Annotated in this window: 19 protein-coding genes; 12 read left to right on the top strand and 7 right to left on the bottom strand. The window is 71.2% G+C overall.

The annotated features are described in order from the left end of the window. The first annotated feature begins 27 nt into the window (after positions 1-27). The 6 genes from PE066_RS11375 to PE066_RS11350 all read left to right on the top strand — a co-directional run bounded on the left by PE066_RS11375 (position 28) and on the right by PE066_RS11350 (position 5,983). Positions 28-390 (top strand): S-adenosylmethionine decarboxylase, encoded by a 363-nt coding sequence (locus PE066_RS11375; protein WP_271232655.1) that lies wholly within the window; start codon positions 28-30, stop codon positions 388-390. Positions 391-404: 14 nt separating this feature from the next. After that, a complete protein-coding gene (locus PE066_RS11370; protein WP_271236561.1) occupies positions 405-1,085 on the top strand; it encodes a nucleotidyltransferase family protein in 681 nt (226 codons plus the stop codon). After that, positions 1,082-2,467, top strand: a complete 1,386-nt coding sequence (locus tag PE066_RS11365; RefSeq protein ID WP_271232654.1) for an aminopeptidase P N-terminal domain-containing protein — start codon at positions 1,082-1,084, stop codon at positions 2,465-2,467. Before PE066_RS11370 ends, PE066_RS11365 begins: the two co-directional genes overlap by 4 nt. A 115-nt stretch (positions 2,468-2,582) precedes the next feature. Continuing rightward, on the top strand, positions 2,583-4,895 hold the full coding sequence (locus PE066_RS11360) for an NADP-dependent malic enzyme (RefSeq protein WP_271232653.1): 2,313 nt from the start codon (positions 2,583-2,585) through the stop codon (positions 4,893-4,895). A 217-nt stretch (positions 4,896-5,112) separates the two neighbouring features. Then, on the top strand, positions 5,113-5,508 hold the full coding sequence (locus PE066_RS11355; protein WP_271232652.1) for a ribonuclease: 396 nt from the start codon (positions 5,113-5,115) through the stop codon (positions 5,506-5,508). A gap of 46 nt (positions 5,509-5,554) precedes the next feature. After that, complete coding sequence (locus PE066_RS11350) at positions 5,555-5,983, top strand: barstar family protein (RefSeq protein ID WP_271232651.1); 429 nt, start codon at positions 5,555-5,557, stop codon at positions 5,981-5,983. 264 nt (positions 5,984-6,247) lie between these two features. Here PE066_RS11350 and rsmA read toward each other — a convergent pair whose 3' ends face one another. The 3 genes from rsmA to PE066_RS11335 are packed head-to-tail and all read right to left on the bottom strand — an operon-like array spanning position 6,248 to position 10,772. Next, on the bottom strand, positions 6,248-7,018 hold the full coding sequence (rsmA, locus tag PE066_RS11345; protein WP_271232650.1) for a 16S rRNA (adenine(1518)-N(6)/adenine(1519)-N(6))-dimethyltransferase RsmA: 771 nt from the start codon (positions 7,016-7,018) through the stop codon (positions 6,248-6,250). A gap of 23 nt (positions 7,019-7,041) precedes the next feature. After that, the gene (locus tag PE066_RS11340) at positions 7,042-8,388 is read right to left on the bottom strand and encodes a peptidylprolyl isomerase (protein ID WP_271232649.1); all 1,347 of its coding nucleotides are present in this window, start codon (positions 8,386-8,388) and stop codon (positions 7,042-7,044) included. Between the two features lie 14 nt (positions 8,389-8,402). Further along, positions 8,403-10,772 (bottom strand): LPS-assembly protein LptD, encoded by a 2,370-nt coding sequence (locus PE066_RS11335; RefSeq protein ID WP_271232648.1) that lies wholly within the window; start codon positions 10,770-10,772, stop codon positions 8,403-8,405. A gap of 99 nt (positions 10,773-10,871) precedes the next feature. Between PE066_RS11335 and PE066_RS11330 the strand changes: the two genes are divergently transcribed. The 3 genes from PE066_RS11330 to PE066_RS11320 are packed head-to-tail and all read left to right on the top strand — an operon-like array spanning position 10,872 to position 13,889. Continuing rightward, positions 10,872-11,969, top strand: coding sequence for an aminoglycoside phosphotransferase family protein (locus PE066_RS11330; RefSeq protein WP_271232647.1), 1,098 nt, complete (start codon positions 10,872-10,874; stop codon positions 11,967-11,969). A gap of 13 nt (positions 11,970-11,982) precedes the next feature. Beyond that, complete coding sequence (locus PE066_RS11325) at positions 11,983-12,714, top strand: 16S rRNA (uracil(1498)-N(3))-methyltransferase (RefSeq protein WP_271232646.1); 732 nt, start codon at positions 11,983-11,985, stop codon at positions 12,712-12,714. Continuing rightward, the gene (locus tag PE066_RS11320; protein ID WP_271232645.1) at positions 12,711-13,889 is read left to right on the top strand and encodes an MFS transporter; all 1,179 of its coding nucleotides are present in this window, start codon (positions 12,711-12,713) and stop codon (positions 13,887-13,889) included. Before PE066_RS11325 ends, PE066_RS11320 begins: the two co-directional genes overlap by 4 nt. On the opposite strand, the gene PE066_RS11315 is transcribed toward PE066_RS11320, so the two are convergent. Both PE066_RS11315 and PE066_RS11310 read right to left on the bottom strand, forming a co-directional pair. Next, positions 13,886-14,773: an alpha/beta hydrolase gene (locus tag PE066_RS11315; RefSeq protein ID WP_271232644.1), complete on the bottom strand. Its 888-nt coding sequence runs from the start codon at positions 14,771-14,773 to the stop codon at positions 13,886-13,888. The genes PE066_RS11320 and PE066_RS11315 overlap by 4 nt on opposite strands. Before the next feature lie 258 nt (positions 14,774-15,031). Continuing rightward, positions 15,032-16,504: a M20 family metallopeptidase gene (locus PE066_RS11310; protein ID WP_271232643.1), complete on the bottom strand. Its 1,473-nt coding sequence runs from the start codon at positions 16,502-16,504 to the stop codon at positions 15,032-15,034. 81 nt (positions 16,505-16,585) lie between these two features. Here PE066_RS11310 and PE066_RS11305 point away from each other — a divergent pair, with 81 nt between their 5' ends. Further along, on the top strand, positions 16,586-17,356 hold the full coding sequence (locus PE066_RS11305) for a DUF72 domain-containing protein (protein ID WP_271232642.1): 771 nt from the start codon (positions 16,586-16,588) through the stop codon (positions 17,354-17,356). A gap of 198 nt (positions 17,357-17,554) precedes the next feature. Continuing rightward, positions 17,555-17,749, top strand: a complete 195-nt coding sequence (locus PE066_RS11300; RefSeq protein ID WP_271232641.1) for a DUF3606 domain-containing protein — start codon at positions 17,555-17,557, stop codon at positions 17,747-17,749. Between the two features lie 4 nt (positions 17,750-17,753). On the opposite strand, the gene PE066_RS11295 is transcribed toward PE066_RS11300, so the two are convergent. Then, positions 17,754-18,338 (bottom strand): IMPACT family protein, encoded by a 585-nt coding sequence (locus PE066_RS11295; RefSeq protein ID WP_271232640.1) that lies wholly within the window; start codon positions 18,336-18,338, stop codon positions 17,754-17,756. 87 nt (positions 18,339-18,425) lie between these two features. Here PE066_RS11295 and PE066_RS11290 point away from each other — a divergent pair, with 87 nt between their 5' ends. Continuing rightward, positions 18,426-18,884 (top strand): DUF421 domain-containing protein, encoded by a 459-nt coding sequence (locus tag PE066_RS11290; protein ID WP_271232639.1) that lies wholly within the window; start codon positions 18,426-18,428, stop codon positions 18,882-18,884. Here PE066_RS11290 and otnI read toward each other — a convergent pair. Beyond that, entirely contained in the window at positions 18,874-19,695 is an 822-nt protein-coding gene (gene otnI, locus PE066_RS11285) for a 2-oxo-tetronate isomerase (RefSeq protein WP_271232638.1), read from the bottom strand. The genes PE066_RS11290 and otnI overlap by 11 nt on opposite strands. Position 19,696 lies beyond the last annotated feature (1 nt).

Here is a 19,696-nt window from a genome sequence, read left to right as displayed (position 1 = left end):
CCTGTGCCTTGGTCTAAAGTCGCACGCATGCGCGGCCTGCACCTCACCGCCGATCTCTACCAATGCCGCTGCGAGGCGCGCTGGCTGACCGAGCCCCGGCAGCTCGGCCAGTGGTCGCGCCAGGCGGCCGAAGCCGTCGGCCTGGCGGTCGAGCACGAGCTGTCGTGCGCCGGCCCCGGCGGCGGCGCCAGCGCCGCGCTGCTGCTGCCGGGCTCGCACGTGCTGCTGCATACCTCGCCGGGCGATCGCGGCGTGCTGGTGGACGTCTGCCTGACGCACGCGCAGGACGACCTCGCGGTGCGGGCGCGCGAGCTGATGCAGGCGCTGGTGCAACGCTTCCAGCCGGAGTGGACCGAGCAGCGTTCGCTCGACCGCGGAGAGAGCGCGTGACGGGCGCACCGGTGATGGTGCTGGCCGCCGGCCGCGGCGAGCGCATGCGGCCGCTGACCGACCTGTGCCCCAAGCCGCTGCTGCGGGTGCACGGAACGCCGCTGATCGGCTGGCACCTGGCGGCGCTCGCGCGCGCCGGCTACCGCCAGGCCGTGATCAACACCGACTGGCTGGGCGAGCGGCTGGAGCGCCACTACGGCGAGCGCCATGGCCCGCTGCAACTGGCCTGGTCGCGCGAAGGCGTCGACTTCGGCGGTGCGCTGGAGACCGCCGGCGGCATCGCCCGCGCCCTGCCGCTGCTGGAGGATGCGTTCTGGGTGGTGGCCGGCGACGTCTACGTGCCGGGATTCCGCTTCGCGCCCGAGGCCCTGCAGCGCTTTGCCAAGGGCCCGCGCCTGGCCCACCTGTACCTGGTGCGCAACCCGCCGCACAACCCCGCCGGCGACTTCTCGATCACGGCCGACGGGCTGCTGTCGAACGCGCGCGAGGGCCGCCACACCTTTTCCACCATCGGGCTGTACCGCAAGGCCTTCTTTGCCAGCCTGCCGGCGGGCAATCCCGAGGGGCAGAAAGTCCCGCTCGCCCCGTTGCTGCGGCAGGCCGCCGACAATGGCCAGGTTAGCGCGCAGCTGTACGACGGCGAGTGGACCGACGTCGGCACGCCCGAGCGGCTGGCCCTACTCAACGCAGCATGAACAACACCCTTTACGCCGAGCGCCGCGCACGCGTGGCCCGGGCCATCGGCCCCGATGGCATCGCGCTGGTGCCGACCGCGCCGGAGCGGCCGCGCAACCGCGACAGCGACTTTCCGTACCGGCACGACAGCTACTTCTTCTACCTGACCGGCTTCGCCGAGCCCAATGCGTTCCTGGTGATCACGGGTGATGGCCGCAGCACGCTGTTCTGTGCGCCCAAGGACCTGGAGCGCGAGATCTGGGATGGCTACCGGCTCGGCCCCGCCGCGGCGCCCGACGCGCTGGGGGTGCAGGCCGCGCATTCGATCGACGAACTCGAGTCGGCGCTGCCGCAGCTGCTGGAGAACCGCGAGGCGGTCTGGTACCCGTTCGCGATCCACCCCGGGCTGGAAGCGCGCGTGGGCGGCTGGCTGAACCGGGTGCGCGCCCGGGTGCGCTTCGGGGCGCTGTGCCCCGAGCGGCAGGACGACCTGTGCGCGGTGCTCGACGAGATGCGGCTGGTCAAGGACGCCCACGAGCAGGACACCATGCGCCGCGCCGCGCAGATCAGCGCCCGCGGCCACGTGCGCGCCATGCAGTTGTCGGCCCGCATGCTGCGCGAGGGCCGCGACGTGCGCGAGTACCACCTGGACGCCGAGCTGCTGCACGAGTTCCGCCTGGCCGGCTCGCAGTTTCCGGCCTATGGCTCCATCGTCGCCGCCGGCGCCAATGCCTGCGTGCTGCACTACCGCGCCGCCGACACCCCGGTGCGCGCCGGCGAGCTGGTGCTGATCGACGCCGGCTGCGAGCTCGACGGCTACGCCAGCGACATCACCCGCACCTTCCCGGCCGACGGCCGCTTCAGCGGACCGCAGCGCGCGCTGTACGAGCTGGTGCTGGCCTCGCAGGACGCCGCCGTGGCCGCCACCCGCGCCGGCGCGCGCTTCAACGACCCGCACGAGGCCACGGTTCGGGTGCTGTCGCAGGGCCTGCTGGACCTGGGCCTGCTCGATCGCGACCGGGTCGGCAGCGTCGACGACGTGATCGAGCAGCGCGCCTACTTCGCCTTCTACATGCACCGCACCGGCCACTGGCTGGGCATGGACGTGCACGACTGCGGCAGCTACGTCGAGCCGTCCGAGGTCGGCCAGGTGAGCGAACGCAGGGACCCGCTGTCCGGCGAGGTGATCAAGAACCGCCCGAGCCGCATCCTGCGCCCCGGCATGGTGCTCACCATCGAGCCCGGCCTGTACGTGCGGCCGGCCGAGGGCGTGCCCGAGCGCTTCCACCACCTGGGCATCCGCATCGAGGACGACGCCATCGTCACCGAGGCCGGCTGCGAGCTGATCACGCGCGACGTGCCGGTTCGGCCGGATGAAATCGAAGCGCTGATGCGCGCCTGAGCCGCGTCATACGCAGGAACCCGTACCGGGGTTTCCACGTAGCGCCCGCCTACAATCGCGCCCCTGATGCCCGCCCGGCGGGCAGGGGACGACCGCGCAAGAGGAGAACAACCGCATGCCCCCCATCGAATCGCAGTACGCGGACGCCAGCCGCGCCGAGTTGCGCCAGGCCGCCCTCGAGTACCACGAGCATCCGACCCCCGGCAAGCTCGCGATCCACGCCACCAAGCAACTGATCAACCAGCACGACCTGGCGCTGGCCTATTCGCCGGGCGTCGCCGCGCCCTGCGAAGAGATCGTGCGCGATCCGGCGGAGGTGTTCCGCTACACCGCGCGCGGCAACCTGGTGGGGGTGGTCACCAACGGCACGGCGGTGCTGGGACTGGGCGACATCGGCCCGCTGGCGTCCAAGCCGGTGATGGAAGGCAAGGGCGTCCTGTTCAAGAAGTTCGCCGGCATCGACGTCTTCGATATCGAGCTCGACGAGAAGGACCCCGATCGGCTGGTGGAGGTGATCGCCGCCATGGAGCCCACCTTCGGCGGCATCAACCTGGAAGACATCAAGGCGCCCGACTGTTTCTACGTCGAGCGCAAGCTGCGCGAGCGCCTGCGCATCCCGGTGTTCCACGACGACCAGCACGGCACCGCCATCGTGGTCGGCGCCGCCATCCTCAACGGCCTTAAGGTGGTCCGCAAGGAGCTGTCGCAGGTCAAGCTGGTGACCTCCGGCGCCGGCGCCGCGGCGCTGGCCTGCCTGAACCTGCTGCTCAAGCTGGGGCTGCCGCGCCAGAACATCTTCGCCACCGACCTGGCCGGCGTGGTGTACGAAGGCCGCACCGAGCTGATGGACGACGACAAGGCACAGTTCGCCCAGCCGACGTCGGCGCGCACGCTGGCCGAGGTGATCGAGGACGCCGACATCTTCCTGGGCCTGTCGGCCGGCAACGTGCTCAAGCCGGAGATGGTGCGCAAGATGGCGCGCGACCCGCTGATCCTGGCCCTGGCCAATCCCCACCCGGAGATCCTGCCCGACGATGCCAAGTCGGCGCGGCCCGATTCGATCCTGGCCACCGGCCGCACCGACTACCCCAACCAGGTCAACAACGTCCTGTGCTTCCCCTACATCTTCCGGGGTGCGCTGGACTGCGGCGCGACCACCATCACCGACCAGATGGAGATCGCGGCGGTGCACGCCATCGCCGATCTTGCCCAGGCCGAGCAGAGCGAGGTGGTGGCGGCCGCCTATGCCGGCCAGAAGCTGGCGTTCGGGCCCGAGTACCTGATCCCCAAGCCGTTCGATCCGCGGCTGATGATGAAGATCGCGCCGGCGGTGGCCCAGGCGGCGGCCGATAGCGGCGTGGCCTTGCGCCCGATCCGCGACATGGACGCCTACCGCGAGAAGCTGCAGAGCTTCGTGTACGCCTCCGGCACCACCATGAAGCCGATCTTCGCGGCGGCCAAGGCCTCCACGCGCAAGCGCGTGGCGTACTGCGAAGGCGAGGAAGAGCGGGTCCTGCGCGCGGCCCAGATCGTGGCCGACGAGGGCATCGCCCGGCCGACGCTGATCGGCCGGCCGGCGGTGATCGCCCAGCGCATCGAGAAGTTCGGCCTGCGCCTGGCGCAGGGGCGCGACTACGACGTGGTCAACGTCGAGCAGGACGACCGCTACCGCGACTTCTGGCAGACCTACCACCGCATGACCGACCGCAAGGGCGTGACCCAGCAGATGGCCAAGATCGAGATGCGGCGGCGCCTGACGCTGATCGGCTCGATGCTGCTGCACAAGGAGCAGGTGGACGGCATGATCTGCGGCACCTGGGGCACCACCGACCTGCACCTGCACTACATCGACCAGGTGATCGGCCGGCGCAAGGGCGCCGCCACCTACGCGGCCATGAACGCGCTGCTGCTGCCGACCCGCCAGGTGTTCCTGGTGGACACCCACGTCAACTACGACCCGAGCGCCGCCCAGCTGGCCGAGATCACGGTGATGGCGGCCGAGGAAATGATGCGCTTCGGCATCAAGCCCAAGGCCGCGCTGCTGTCACACTCCAACTTCGGCTCCAGCAACCAGCCGAGCGCGGTCAAGATGCGCGAGGCGCTGGCCCTGCTGCGCGAGCAGGCGCCGTGGCTGGAAGTGGACGGCGAGATGCACGGCGACGTGGCGCTGGACGGCGACGCGCGCGGCCGGCTGATGCCGCACAACAGCCTGGCCGGGGACGCCAACCTGCTGGTGTGTCCCAACATCGACGCCGCCAACATCGCCTACAACCTGCTCAAGACGGCGGCCGGCGGCAACATCGCCATCGGGCCGATGCTGCTCGGCGCTGCCAAGCCGATCCAGATCCTGACACCCAGCACGACCGTGCGGCGCATCGTCAACATGACGGCGCTGACCGTGACCGACGCCAACGCCTCAGACCGGTAAGGTTTCGGCGGATAGCGGGCGCAAACTTAGCTATTCGTCAAGCGGCTCGGCAAAAGCCTTCCCGGACTGCTCAAAAATTGGGCAGTCCGCTTGCCTTTTGTGACGGCTTGGTTCACACTAGCGCGCTTGTTTTCCGGGTTAACCCCGAGGGCCCGCCGGGCTCGGAGGCAGCGCCCGGATGGCGTCCGAAGGTCACCCAGAAGGTCCGTTGTTGCTCATGGCGCGCGCCGTTGCTATCAAGTTTGCACTCACTAGCTTCTTGTTGGCAGCCGTGCTCACCGGAGCCGGGCCGGCGGCAGCCCGGGCCCTGCAGGGCCCGGCCGATACCACGGTCTCGGTGGCCGAACTGCCGCGGCAGGGCCGCGAGACGTTCGAGCTGATCCGCCAGGGCGGACCGTTTCCGTACCCGAAGGACGGCTCGGTGTTCTTCAACCGCGAGCGCCTGCTGCCGGCCTACAAGCGCGGCTATTGGCGCGAATACACCGTCAAGACGCCGGGATCGCGCGACCGGGGGGCCCGGCGCATCGTGTGCGGCGGGCCGCCCCGGCTGCCGGACGCTTGTTACTACACCGCTGACCACTACGCCAGTTTTCGCAAGATCGTGGAGCCCTGAAATGAAGCGGGACCTGTTTTTGACAGCCATGGAAAGAGACGCGGAGATGGATAAACCCCTTCGCCCCGACATCGCAGACACACCCCTGAAGGGCGTGCGCAGCAACATCGTGCAGTCGATCCGCGCATTCCGCGTGCAGGACCTGCAGGAGACGGCGCAGTCCCTCGGCCAGCACTTCCTGTATGCCAACCTGGCCACCGCCCAGAGCAAGCAGGACGTGCTGGACCTGATCGCCCAGCAGTTCATGCTGCCGGCGCACTTCGGCAAGAACTTCGACGCCCTGTACGACTGCATGACCGACCCGGTGCACAAGTCGGGGCCGCAGCCCGGCTTCATCGTGGTGCTCGAGCAGATTCCGGCCACCGCCAAGTTCGACAAGGAAGCGCGCGAGCAGCTGCTGGACATCTTTCGCGACACCGCCGACTACTGGAGCGACCGCAAGATACCGTTCCGGTGCTTCTATTCTTTTCTGTAGCCCGTTCTGCACAAGCTGGCCAAGCAGAACGGGCGAACGAGGCCCAGGGCACCGATGCTGCGGTGCCCACCGTCACCGACAACGGCGAGAAGATGCCCACCGACAAGCTGGTGGACGTCTCGCCCCTCGCGCTGCGCATGAGCAGCCCGTTCAACGCGGGTTACTGGCTCGCCGCAGCCTGATCACGCACCAGCGGCTGCGCGTTCCCCGCGTGGCCAGCGCAAGAAGGCCGGAGTGGATCCGGCCTTTCTTCATCGGCGCCCCTTACGCAACGGCCTGGACGAGCGCGATGAATTCGGGCACCGGGACTTCCTCGGCGCGACGCTGAAGGTCGAAGCTCCCCGCGAACTGCCTCTGCTCCAGCCACTTGCCCAGGGTATGCCGCAGCAGCTTGCGGCGCTGGCTGAAGGCCACCTGCACCAGTTCGGACAGCAAGGCGGAATCGACCGGCGCCGGTGAAGGGCGGGGGACCATGCGGACCACCGCGCTGTCGACCCGCGGCGGCGGCTCGAACGCCGACGGCGGCACGAACAGCACCTCTTCCATCTCGTAGCGCCACTGCAGCATCACCGACAGGCGGCCGTAATCGGCGGTTGCCGGTGCGGCCACCATGCGGTCCACCACCTCCTTTTGCAGCATGAAGTGCTGGTCCTGCACCACCGCCACATGGTCCAGCAGGTGGAACAGGATCGGGGTGGAGATGTTGTAGGGCAGGTTGCCGACCACCCGCAGCCGGGGCGCGCCGAGCCGGGCCGCCAGCGCCGTGAAGTCCACCCGCAGCACGTCGCTTTCCACCACGTCCAGTTGCGGGTGCGCGCGCAGCCGGGCTGCCAGGTCGCGATCGAGTTCGATCACCGCCAGCCGGCCGGCCCGCTCGACCAGCGGCTGCGTCAGCGCCGCCAGCCCGGGGCCGATCTCCACCAGCGCCTGTCCGGGCCGCGGCGCGATCGCCCGCACGATGGCATCGATGACCGACAGGTCGGCCAGGAAGTGCTGCCCGAACCGCTTGCGGGGCCGGTGGTGTGCGCGATCCAAGATCGGGAACCGAAAAGGCGCCGTCAGGTCGGCGGTTCGCGCAGGTCCACCCAGGCGCGGCCGCGCACTTCCTGCGCCCATTGCTCGTAGGCCTCGTCGAGCTTCTTCTCGCGCACCACGTTGCGCACCATCTCGCGCTGCTCGCGCTCGGTCAGCCTGGCCTCCCGGCGTTCCAGCAACTGCACCAGGTGCACGCCGAAGCGCGACACCAGCGGCTCGGCGATCTGCCCCGGCGCGAGGCCGTCGATCGTTTCCTCGAACTCGGGCACGAACATGCCGGGGCTTGACCAGCCGAGGTCGCCGCCCCGCTGGGCACTGGCATCCTGCGAGTGCTCGCGCGCCAGCTGGGCGAAGTCGGCCTGCCCGGACTGGATGCGCCGCTTGAAGTCGGCCAGCTTGTCGCGCGCCTGTGCTTCGCTCAGCTGCGATCCGGGCCGCAGCAGGATGTGGCGGGCGTGGTTCTGGGTCACGGCGGCGCCCGGCAGGCCGCCCTTGCGCCGCTCCAGCACCTTGAGCACGTGGAACCCGGCGCCCGAGCGCAGCACCGCGCTGACGCCGCCCTGCGGCAGCGACTGCACGGCCTCGACGAACAGCGTCGGGTAGCGCTCGGCGCTGCGCAGCCCCATCTGGCCACCGGCCGCCGCGTCGGGCGCGTCCGAGAGTTCCCGTGCCAGCTTGCCGAAGTCTTCGCCGCTGCGCGCCCGCTCGTGCGCCCGCTGGGCCTTGGCCTGGGCCTCGCGGACCTGCGGCTCGCCGGCGTTCTCCGGCAGCGCCACCAGGATGTGGCCCAGGTTCAGCTCGACCGGACCGGCGCCGCCGGCCTGCTCGCGCAGGAACTGGTCGATGTCCTGCTCGCTGACCTTGACGCGCTGGTCGACCTCGCGCTCGCGCAGTCGCGTCAGCAGCAGCTGGTTGCGCAAGTCCTCGCGGAAGGCGGCGGGATCCAGCCCCTCGGCGGCCAGTCGCCGGTGCAGCTGGGCGACGTCCATCCCGTTCTGGCGGGCGAAGTTCTGCTCGGCCTGGTCCACCATCGCGTCGCTGATGCGCAGCCCGGACTCGCGCGCGAACTGCAGTTGCGCCTTCTCGCTGATCAGGCGCTCCAGCACCAGCTTGGCCAGCTCGTTGCGCGGCGGCATGGCGGCGCCCTGCTGGGCGAGCTGCTGCTCGAAGCGCAGCAGCCGCGTGCGCACTTCGTTGTTGGTGATCGGCTCGGAGTTGACCACCGCGACGATGTGGTCGGCCGGACGCGGGCCGGCCGGCGCCCGGGGGGTGCCGCTGCCGATCTGGGGCGACACACGCAATTGCGCGGCGGCGGGCAAAGACAGCGCGACGGCGCTGACCAGCACGAGGACAAGGGCGCGGGAGGTCATGGCGGCGATGGGTCTCACTCGTAATTGGTGAAGCGGCTGGGCGGCACCGCGACGTCGCGGTCGCGCAGCAGCTGGTAGCGCGGGATATTCTGGCGCAGCGTGCCCAGGGCGTTCGATCCGAGCCGGCTGAAGCCGACGAATTCGAGCTGGAACATGATGCGCTTGCTGGCGCTGTTGGTGCTGCTTTGCAGCCGCTCCAGCACGACCCGGCCGATCCAGCAGCAGGCGTCGTACTCCAGCCCGAGCACGGTATCGACGACGCGGCCGTCCTTCAGGCTGAAGTTCAGCCGGCCGACCGAGTACCAGCGCCCGCCGCCCTGGCCGCGGCCCGGCCCCAGGTCCTGGCCGCGATCGCCCCACAGGTCGTTCAGCGGCCATTGCCAGCCGATGTCGATCTGCTCGGACTGCCCACGCTGCAGCCGGTAGGCCGCGCTGACGATGCGGTAGTTGCCCGGGTTGTAGCGCCCGCCCAGTGTCACGCGCTCCGACTGGCGGGTCTTGGGGTTGTACTGGACCGTGGTGTCCAGCATCCACTTCGGGTCCCAGTTCAGGGTGGCGCCGAACAGGATGTCCGACAGCCGCTCGCTCACCGGCGTGCCGCCCGGCAGGGTGACGCGCTGGTCCTTGAACCGCAGCCGCTGGGCGACGCTGAACTTGGCCGCCTCCGCGCCCGTGTCCGGGTCGATCAGGCGGGTGGTCGCGCCCACCGTCAGCAGGTTGTTGTCGGCGATGCGGTCATTGCCGCCGAACGAGTTCTCGGTGTAGATGGTCGCGAAGTTGAAGTCGTTGAAGCCCGAGTCGTAGTTGGGCAGGCGCGACTGGTCGCGAAACGGCGTGTAGACGTAGAAGGCGCGCGGCTCCAGCGTCTGCAGGAAACGGCGGCCGAGGTAGCTGGCCGGGCGCTCGAACACCAGCCCGCTGTCCAGGCTGAACATCGGCAGCGTGCGGGCCGCCGTGCGGCTGCCGTCGCGCAGCGGCGCATCGAAGTTGTACTGGGTGCTGTGCAACTGCATGCGCGGGACCACGAACCAGCCCGGCGCCTGCCAGGGCCGCTCGATCAGCCCGAGCAGGAAGCTGCGCTGCGCGTTGGGCTGGCCGGTCAGGCGCGACACCGACTGGAAGCGGGTGGTGTTGGCCTCGACCCAGCCTTCCAGGCCGAGCGGCAGGTCCTGCCGCGTGTAGCGCGCCAGCAGCTGCGGCAGCTGGTCGTAGGGCGGCGTGATCGGTGCCGTGACGTCCTGCAGCGTCTGCCACTTCAGGGCGCGCGCGGACAGCAGCCAGCGCCCGCTGTCGCTGGTCCACTGCAGCAGCGCGTCGTTGGCCAGCAGGCGCTGCGTCAGCGAACCGGTGGCGCGCGAGAAGTCGCGCCAGTAGTCGTCGTCGCTGACGCGGTTGAGGTTCATGTACAGGTAGCTGCTGCCGCGCAGGCCCAGCCCGATCGGCACCGTGCTGTCGTGGCGCAGCTTGTAGCCCCAGCGCGTGCGGTCGCGCAGCCGGTCGCCGGGCATCAGGTTGGCCTGCAGCTCGCCGCTGTACAGCGGCTCGAGGTAGCGGAACTCGGCGCCCAGGTCGATGCCGCGCTTGCTCATGAGCGTCGGGTAGAACGTGGCGTCGCGGTTGGGCGCGATGTTCCAGTAGTACGGCTGCCGGTACTCCAGGCCATTGATGCTGTCCACGCCGATCAGCGGCGGCAGGAAGCCCGACTTGCGCTTGTCCGACAGCGGAAAGCTCAGTTGCGGGATCGGCAGGATCGGCACCTGCTTGAAGGTCAGCAGGGCGTCGGTGGCGTAGCCGACCTCCTCTTCCTGGTCGAGGCGGATGTTGCCGGCCCGCAGCAGCCAGGCCGGCATCCAGCCGGGATAGTCCTCGCGCTGGCAGGTGGTGTAGGTGGCGTCGCGGATGACCGAACGATGCTCGTCCAGGAAATCCACCCGCGACGCCTGGCCGTAGGCATCGTTGCGCAGCAGCCGGTAGTCGGGCTGGGTGAAGAAGCCTTCGAAGGCATCCACCTTCAGCTCGAGGTAGGGGCCCTCGAACACGTTGCCGGCCCGGTTGATGCGCACGTTGCCGCGCGCCTTGGCCAGGTCGTCCGGCTGCCAGTACTCCATCCGGTCGGCCCTGATCACGGTGTCGCCGCGGCGCAGCTCGGCGTGGCCTTCGACCGTGGTGTCGAGGTCGGGGCGGCCGTTGATGTGGTCGCCGAACACGAAGGTCGGCAACTGGCGCCGCACCGCGTCGGGCATCGCCTCGCGCAGCATGGGCGAGGCCTTCAGGTCCATCGGGGCGGCCGGGCCGGCGGGCGCTTCGGCAACCTGGGCCCAGGACGCCGCGCCATGCAGGAACCCGAACGCCGCCAGCGCAAGCGGCGCTAGCCTGAAGTTCATGCGCGGGGTCCGGTGGTTCAAAGGCGTGTCGGCGATCGGGCGGGAACCGCGCAGCAAGCTCGGGGCCGGGCGCAGGGGCGTTTGTAGAATGGATTATCCATGAGCGACCCTTACTCCACCCCGGCGCCGGGCGCCGGCGCGGCCGCTGCCGTGCACTGGGACGATCCCCATCGCGAACAGGCTTTCCACGCATGGCTCGGGTCGATCGCACCGGCCCACGGCCTGGACCCCGCGACCCTGCGGCCGGCCTCGGCCGACGCCAGCTTCCGCCGCTACCTGCGCCTGGACGGCGCCGCCGGCAGCCGCATCGTGATGGACGCGCCGCCGGCCAAGGAGGACTGCCGCGCCTTCGTGCACGTGGCGCGGCTGATGGCCGATGCCGGCCTGCACGTGCCGCGCGTGCTGGCCTGGGACGAGCCGCATGGCTTCATGCTGCTGGACGACCTGGGCCGGCGCACCCTGATCGAGGTGCTCGATCCCGCACAACCCGACGCCGCGCGGCCCTGGTTCCTGCAGGCGATCGATGCCCTGATCGACTGGCAGCTGGCCTCGCGCCCGGGCGTGCTGCCGCCGTACGACGAGGCGCTGCTGGCGCGTGAGCTGGCGCTGTTCCCGGACTGGTACCTGGCGCGCCACCGCGCCGTTGCGGTCGAAGGCAAGCTGCGCGAGACGCTGGACGCCACGTTCGCGCTGATCGTCCGCCAGAACCTGGCCGCGCCGGCGGTCTATGTGCACCGCGACTTCATGCCGCGCAACCTGATGCTGCCCGCCGGCGAAGGCGAGGCGCGGCTGGGGGTGCTGGATTTCCAGGATGCGGTGCACGGACCGGTCACTTACGACATCGCCAGCCTGATGCGCGACGCCTTCCTCAGCTGGGACGAGGAATTCGTGCTGGACATCACCGTGCGCTACTGGGAGAAGGCGCTCAAGGCCGGCCTGCCGGTGGGCGGCGACTTCGGCGAGTTCTACCGCGCGGTGGAATGGATGGGCCTGCAGCGGCACCTGAAGGTGGCCGGCATCTTCGCCCGCCTGACGCTGCGCGACGGCAAGCCCCGGTACCTGGCCGACACGCCGCGCTTCATCGGCTACATCCGCGCCACCGCCGCCCGCTACCGCGAGCTGGCGCCGCTGCTGCGGCTGGTGGACGAGGTCGAGGGCACCGAGGCCGCCAGCGGCTACGCCTTCGGCCGGGTCTGACCGGCGCCCGTTGATGCCGCGCCTGCATTGCCCCGGGCCCCTGCACGAGGGCGCTTCGCTCGCGCTGCCGCCGGCCGCCGCCCGCCACGTGCAGGTGCTGCGGCTGCAGCCGGGCGACCCGCTCACGCTGTTCGACGGCGCCGGCGGCGAGTGGGACGCGCGCATCGAGCGCATGGGGCGCAGCGATGTGCAGGTAGCGGTGGGCTCGCACCACCCGATCGAGCGCGAGCCCGCCGTCCGCGTCCACCTGGCCGCCGGCGTGCCGGCCAACGAGCGCATGGACTGGCTGGTGGAAAAGGCCGCCGAACTGGGCGCGGCCAGCCTGCAGCCGCTGTTGACCGAGCGCAGCGTGCTGCGGCTGTCGGGCGAGCGCGCCGGCCGCAAGCAGGCGCACTGGCAGGCGATCGCGGCGGCCGCCTGCGAGCAGTGCGGCGGCAATCGGCCGCCGGCGATCCACCCGCTGGCGGAACTGGCGCGCTGGCAGCCGCCGGCCGGCATGGCGCTGCGCGTGCTGTCGCTGTCGCCGCAGGCATCGCCGCTGGCGCCGCCGCCGGCCGGCATGCCGCTGCTGCTGCTGTCCGGGCCCGAGGGCGGCCTTACGCCGCGCGAGGAAGCCGCCGCCGTCGCCGCCGGCTTCGAGCCGGTCACCCTCGGGCCGCGCGTGCTGCGGGCCGAGACGGCGCCGCTGGCTGCGCTCGCCTACCTCGCCGTGCACGCCGGGCCGGCCCCGCGAGACCCCCGATGAACCGTTCGCTGTGGCTGCTGGCCGCCTGCCAGGGCCTGTACCTGACCAACAACGTCACCTTCATCGCCATCAACGGCCTGGTCGGGCTGGCGCTGGCGCCGGTCGGCTGGCTCGCGACGCTGCCGGTGATGGGCTACGTGGTCGGCGGCGCGCTGTCCACCGGGCTGGTCGCGCGCACCCAGCAACACTGGGGCCGGCAGGCCTCGTTCCAGGCCGGCCTGCTGGTGGCGCTGCTGGCGGCCTTGCTGTGCGCCTGGGCCGCCTTCAGCCGCGATTTCTGGCTGCTGTGCGCCGCCACCGTGGTGGCCGGCTACTACAACGCCAACGCCGGCCTCTACCGCTTCGCCGCGGCCGAACTGGTGGACGCGCCGGCGCGCGAGAAGGCGGTGTCGCTGGTGATGGCCGGCGGCCTGCTGGGCGCGGTGGTCGGCCCCAACCTGGCGGCGCGCACGCGCGACCTGCTGCCGGTGCCGTTCGCCGGCGCCTACCTGGCGCTGGCGGGGGTGGCGCTGCTGTCGATGGCGCTGATGGCCCGGCTGCGCTTTCCGCCCGCGCCGGCCCGCGCCAGCGTCGCAGCCGGCCGCCCGCTCTCCGAGCTGATGCGCCAGCCGGCCTTCATCGTCGCGGCCGCCGCCGGCGCGCTGAGCTATGGCGTGATGAACCTGCTGATGGCCGCCACCCCGATCGCCATGCAGCAGTGCGGGCTGCCGTTCGGCGACGCCGCGCTGGTGCTGCAGTGGCACGTGATCGGCATGTTCGCGCCGGGCTTCTTCACCGGCAGCCTGATCAAGCATTTCGGCGCGCTGCCGGTGATGGGCGCCGGGGTGCTGCTGAACCTGGCCTGCATCGCCGTGGCCCTGTCCGGGGTCGACCTGCACCAGTTCCTGGTGGCGCTGTTCCTGCTGGGCGTGGGCTGGAATTTCCTGTTCACCGGCAGTACCACGCTGTCGCTGTCGACCTACCGCCCCGAGGAGCGCGACAAGGCGCAGGGTGCGCTCAACTTCTTCGTGATGGCGACGCTGGCATTGAGTTCGCTGGCCTCCGGCGTGCTGGTCACCACCTCGGGCTGGGCGCTGCTGAACTGGGGTTCGCTGCTGCCGCTGGCGCTGACCGCCGCCGCGCTGGCGTGGCTGGCACTGCGCGAACGGCGCGCGCCGGCGGGCGGCGCCGCTTAGGCGGCTTGCGGCAACTTGAGCGCCGCCACGGCGACCGGCGCGCGCTCGTCCAGCCAGCGCTGCAGGCAGTCGAACACCGGCTGCGCATCCTGCTCGTTGAAGATCTCGTGGTAGAGGTCCGCGAAGCAGTGGCTGCGGACCACCGGCTGCGGCGCCGCAGCGGCGAAGGCGCGGCTGCCGGCCGGATCGACCAGCCGGTCCTGGCCCGCGTACAGCAGCAGGGTCGGCACCTTCCACTGCGCGGCCTGCGCCAGCACCCGCGGGCCGCCCTCGGTGATGAAGCCGGCCAGCCGCGCCGCAATGCGGTCATGCACCAGCGGGTCGGCCAGGTAGGCGCGCTCGACGGCGGGATCGTGCGACAGCCAGCGGGTCTGCAATCCGTTGCCCACCCGCAGGTCGGGCGCCAGGCGCGGCAGGGTGCGCAGCAGCAGCTTCTGCGGCCCCGACACGCGGGTTCCCAACGCCGGCGAGGACAGCACCAGGGCATCGATCGAGGCCGGGTGGGCGGCCGCATACAGCGCCCCGACCAGCCCGCCCATGCTGTGACCCAGCAGGATCAGCGGCACCCCGTCCGGGGTGCGCGTGCGGGCGCTGTGCACCATCTCGGCCAGGTCGTCCACCAGCCGGCCCGCGCCCGGCAGGCCGCCGCGCGGGCCGCCGGACTGGCCATGGCCATACTGGTCGTAGCCGCGCACCGCGAAGCCCCAGGCATTGAGGCGCTGCGCCAGCGCCTCGTAGCGGCCGGCGTGCTCGCCCAACCCGTGCACCAGCAGGACCACGCCGCGCAGCGGCGTGCCTTCGGGAACCGGCCAGTCGTGCAGGGCGAGGTTGTCGCCGTCGCTGGCGGTGAAGGTGGACAGGGTGGCGGACGAGGCCGGCGTCATGGGGGCGCGATCATGGCTCGGCCGGGTGCCGCCCGCCATCGGCAGTGACCCTGAGCGGCCGGGCGGCGCGACACAGGAACACCTCCGTGCTGCGCACTGCGGTGCGAGCGCCTTCGGGCGGCCGGGCGGCGCGACGCAGGAACACCTCCGTGCTGCGCACTGCGGTGCGAGCGCCTTCGGGCGGCCGGGCGGCGCGGCACAGGAACACCTCCGTGCTGCGCACTGCGGTGCGAGCGCCTTCGGGCGGCCGGGCGGCGCTCATGGCATCCGGGCCATCACCTCGGCCACCGCCGCCGTCAACCGCTTGGCATAGGGCACGTGCAGGAACTCGTTGGGGCCGTGGGCGTTGCTGCGCGGTCCGAGCACGCCGCAGACCATCATCTGCGCCGTCGGGAAACCCTGGCTGAGCATGCTCATCAGTGGAATGGTGCCGCCCTGGCCGATGTAGCCGCACGGCGCGCCGAAATGGGCCTGCGAGGCGGCGTCCAGCGCCTGCGCGAACCAGGGCGCGGTGTCCGGCGCATTCCAGCCGGTGGCGGCGCTGCCGGCGTCGAACGTGACCACCGCCCGGTAGGGGGCGTTGTCCTCCAGCAGCGCCTTGAGCTCCTGCACCGCCGCCGCGGCATCGACCAGCGGCGGCAGCCGCAGCGACAGCTTGAAGGCGGTGTAGGGCCGCAGCACGTTGCCGGCGTCCTGCAGCGGCGGCAGGCCCTCGGCGCCGGTCACCGACAACGTCGGCGTCCAGGTGCGGTTGAGCAGGGCCTGCACCGGGTCGGTGGTGGTGGGCAGCGCCGACTGGCTGGCGCCGCCGCAGTCGGCATGGGCCCAGGGAAATCGCTTGTACACCTCGTCGCCCAGGATCGCCGCCGTGGCGCGGGCCTGCTCCAGCCGCGGCGCCGGCACTTCGCAGTGGAAGCTGGCCGGCAGCAGGCGCCCGGACTGGCTGTCCTCCAGCCGGTCGAGCACCTGGCGCAGGATGCGGAAGCTCGACGGCACCAGCCCGGACGCGTCGCCCGAGTGCACGCCCTCGGTCAGCACCTGCACCTTGAGCGTGCCCGAGGCCATGCCGCGCAGCGAAGTCGTCAGCCAGAGCTGGTCGTAGTTGCCGGCGCCCGAGTCCAGGCAGATCACCAGCCCGACGTCGCCCAGCCGCGGGCGCAGCGCATCCACGTAGGGCAGCAGGTCGTAGGAGCCGGATTCCTCGCAAGTCTCGATCAGGCCGACGATGCGCGGGTGCGGCACCTGCTGCGCCTTGAGCGCCTGCACCGCCGCGATGCTGGCGTAGGCCGCGTAGCCGTCGTCGGCGCCGCCGCGGCCGTACAGCTTGCCGTCCTCGTACTTGGGCGTCCACGGGCCGAGGTCGGCGCGCCAGCCGTTGAACTCGGGCTGCTTGTCCAGGTGGCCGTACATCAGCACGGTCTGGCCGCCGCCGGCGCGGGTGGCCTCGATCTCGAAGAACAGCACCGGCGTGCGGCCCGGCAGGCGCACGATCTCCAGCTTCAGCCCGGGCACCTTCTGCGCCTCGACCCAGGCGGCGGCGTTGCGCAGCACCGTCTCGAGGTGGCCATGGCGCTCCCAGTCCGGATCGAACCCGGGCGACTTGGCCGGAATGGCGATGTACTCGGTCAGCTGGCGGACGATGTCGCGGTCCCATTGCTCGCTGGCCTGGGACAGCACCCGGGCGGCGTCCAGCGTGGCGGCGGGCAGTTCACGATGCAGGGGGGCATTCATGTCGGTACGGTTCCCTTCGGTCTGGCAGCCCGCCACTGTACGTCGGCCGCTAAAGTGCGGCAACGCGAAAGGAGACCGCCAATGAGCAGCACGGGACGCATCCATGTCGGGGTGGGCGGCTGGACCTACGAGCCCTGGCGCGGCACGTTCTTTCCGCCCGGACTGCCGCACAGCCAGGAGCTGCACTGGGCCAGCCGGCGCCTCACCGCGGTCGAGGTCAACGGCACCTTCTACAGCACCTTCAAGCCGGCCACCTTCGCCAAGTGGCGCGACGACACGCCCGACGGCTTCGTCTTTGCGATCAAGGCGCACCGCTCCACCACCAACCGGCGCGACCTGGGCAGCGCCCGCGAGGCGATCGACCGCTTCCTCGGCTCCGGCCTGGACGAACTCGGCCCCAAGCTGGGGCCGGTGCTGTGGCAGCTGATGCCCACCAAGGCCTTCGACGAGGGCGAGCTCGAGTCCTTCCTGGCCTTGCTGCCGCGCAGCCTGGGCAGCCTGCGGCTGCGCCACGTGCTGGAGGTGCGGCACCCGAGTTTTGCGACGCCGGGCTACCTGGCGCTGGCGCGGCGCCACGGTTGCGTCACGGTGCACACCGACTCGCCCAAGTACCCGAACATCGTCGACGTCGACGCGCCGTTCGCCTACCTGCGCCTGATGCGCAGCGAACCGCAGCTTGTGACCGGCTACCCGGGCGAGGCCCTGGACCGCTGGGCCGACGGCGCCCGGGCCTGGCGCAGCGGCCCGGTGCCGCGCGACGCCTACGTGTTCTTCATCAACGGCGCCAAGGAGCGGGCCCCCGCCGCAGCCCTGGCCCTGCTCGAACGGCTGGGCCCGCCGGCCTCTCCCTAGCAGAAAACGCACGCGCCGGCGGCCTGGTCTTGTTTCCTCGATGCGTCAGCGGTGTGCAGCCGTTACGTCTGCACGCTCATGTGGCACGAGCGTAGGAAGCGGATGACATTCGCATTCGCCGGTCGCGGGCAAGCACGGCCTTGCCGGCACGGCCCAATGGAGCCCGTCTAAGAATTCAGTTGAACGGAGCATCAGGCTATGGCCTTCACATTCGACACGGTGCCTGCCAATCGCGGGCTGATCGACATGGACAACCCGCGCGAGGTGAGCTGGTGGACCAAGCGGTTCGCCTGCAATGAAACGCAATTGCGCGAAGCGGTGGAGCAGGTCGGCCCCAACGCCGCCCAGGTCGAGCAGCTGCTCGACGGGCAGGAGTACATCTTGACGGTCTGACCGCTCAGCCTGGATCCCAGCGCAGCAGCCCCTGGCCGATCTCGTCGAGCCGGGCGCGCAGCGCCTGCGCCACGTCCTGCGGCGCCGTGAAGACCAGGACCACGGCCGCCGCGTGCGCCGCCTGCTGCAGCTCGGCCCCGTGCGCCGCGGCTTCACGCCGCACCAGCCCCTCGAGCTCGTAGGGCACCTGCAGCGCCAGCCGCACGGTGCGCTGCAGGGGCACCTTCTGCGCGTGCAGCAAGGCCTGGGCGACGGCGTCGGTGTAGGCCCGCACCAGCCCGCCCGCACCGAGCTTGATGCCGCCGAAGTAGCGCACCACGGTGGCCAGCACACCGTCCAGGCGCTGGCGGCGCAGCACCTCCAGCATCGGCCGCCCCGCGGTGCCGGAGGGCTCGCCATCGTCATTGGCGGCCGACTGGCCCCCGGCCAGCAGCGCCCAGCAGACGTGGGTGGCGCCGGGATGTTCGGCGCGCATCGCGGCGACCACCTCCTGCGCCTGCGCTCGCCCGGCGGCCGGCTGCACGCAGGCGATGAAGCGGCTCTTCTTCACCACCACTTCGGCGCGCACCGGCTCGGCCAGCGTCAGCATGTGCGCGCCTTCGCACGCCGACGCACGGCTGAGGCTGACAGGGCCGCGCGGCGCCGCATGCTCCACTCGGAGCGGGGGTTAACCGAGATGTTCGACATGAGCCTGCCCTGGTGGGAATTCATCGCCCGGGGCCTTGTGATCTACCTGGCGCTGCTGGTGCTGGTGCGCCTGTCGGGCAAGCGCACGGTGGGCCAGTTCACGCCGTTCGACCTGGTGGTGGTGCTGCTGCTGAGCGAAGCCGTCTCCAACGGCCTGTCCGGCGGCGACGACTCGGTGAGCGGCGGCCTGATCGCCGCCGGCACGCTGATCGCGCTGAACTTCACGCTCGGCTGGCTCAGCGCGCACTTCGACCAGTTCGAGCAGCTGGTCGAAGGCCGCGAGGTGCTGCTCGGTCGCAACGGCGTGCTGTACGAGCAGGTGCTGCGGCGCGAGCGGGTCAGTCCGGCCGACGTGCACAAGGTGCTGCGCGAGAACGACTGCCGGCTCCAGCAGATGCGCTGCGCCTTCCTCGAGGCGGACGGCACCATCAGCATCATCAAGCAGTGAGGCCGCGCCAGCGGCGCAGCCAGGCCAGCCCTTCGCGGGTGCCGCCCGGCACGGCGCCGCGCGCCGGGCGGTACTCGCAGCCGATCCAGCCGTCCCAGCCGCAGGCCGCCGCCACCTCGTCGATCAGGCCGAACAGGAACGGATAGTCCAGCTCGCCGGTATCCGGCTCGTGCCGCTGCGGCACGCTGGCGATCTGGAAATGCCCGACCCGGCCGGTGGGCAGGTACTCGCGGATCTTGGTGGCCAGGTCGCCTTCGACGATCTGGCAGTGGTACAGGTCCATCTGCACCTTCAGGTTGGGCGCGCCGACCTCGGCGGCGATGGCGTGGGCCTCGGCCTGCCGCTGCAGCAGGTAGCCGGGCATGTCGCGCGGGTTGATCGGCTCGATCATCACGTCGACGCCGATGGCGCGCGCCTGTTGCGCGGCCCAGCGCAGGCTGGCCACGTAGTGGGCACGCAGCGCAGCCCGCTCGGCCCCGGCCGGCACCAGCCCCGCCATGACGTGCAGCCGCGGGCACTGCAGCGCTTCGGCGTAGCGCAGCGCCTGCAGGACGCCGGCGCGAAACGGCTCCTCGCGCCCCGGCAGGGCGGCCAGCCCGCGCTCGCCGGCGGCGAAGTCGCCCGGCGGCGCGTTGAACAGCACCTGCTGCAGTCCGTGGTCCTTCAGCCGGGCCGCGATCTCCGCCGCCGCGTGCTCATAGGGGAACAGGCATTCCACCCCTTCGAAGCCGTCGGCCGCGGCGGCCCCGAAGCGGTCCAGGAAGGGCAGCTCGGGGTAGAGCAGCGACAGGTTGGCGGCGAAGCGCGGCATG

Origin of the sequence: Ramlibacter tataouinensis, from assembly GCF_027941915.1 — a bacterium.
GTDB lineage: Bacteria > Pseudomonadota > Gammaproteobacteria > Burkholderiales > Burkholderiaceae_C > Ramlibacter > Ramlibacter tataouinensis_C.
Note: the sequence above shows the minus strand (reverse complement) of the source record. Positions and strands in the feature narration are given on the sequence as shown.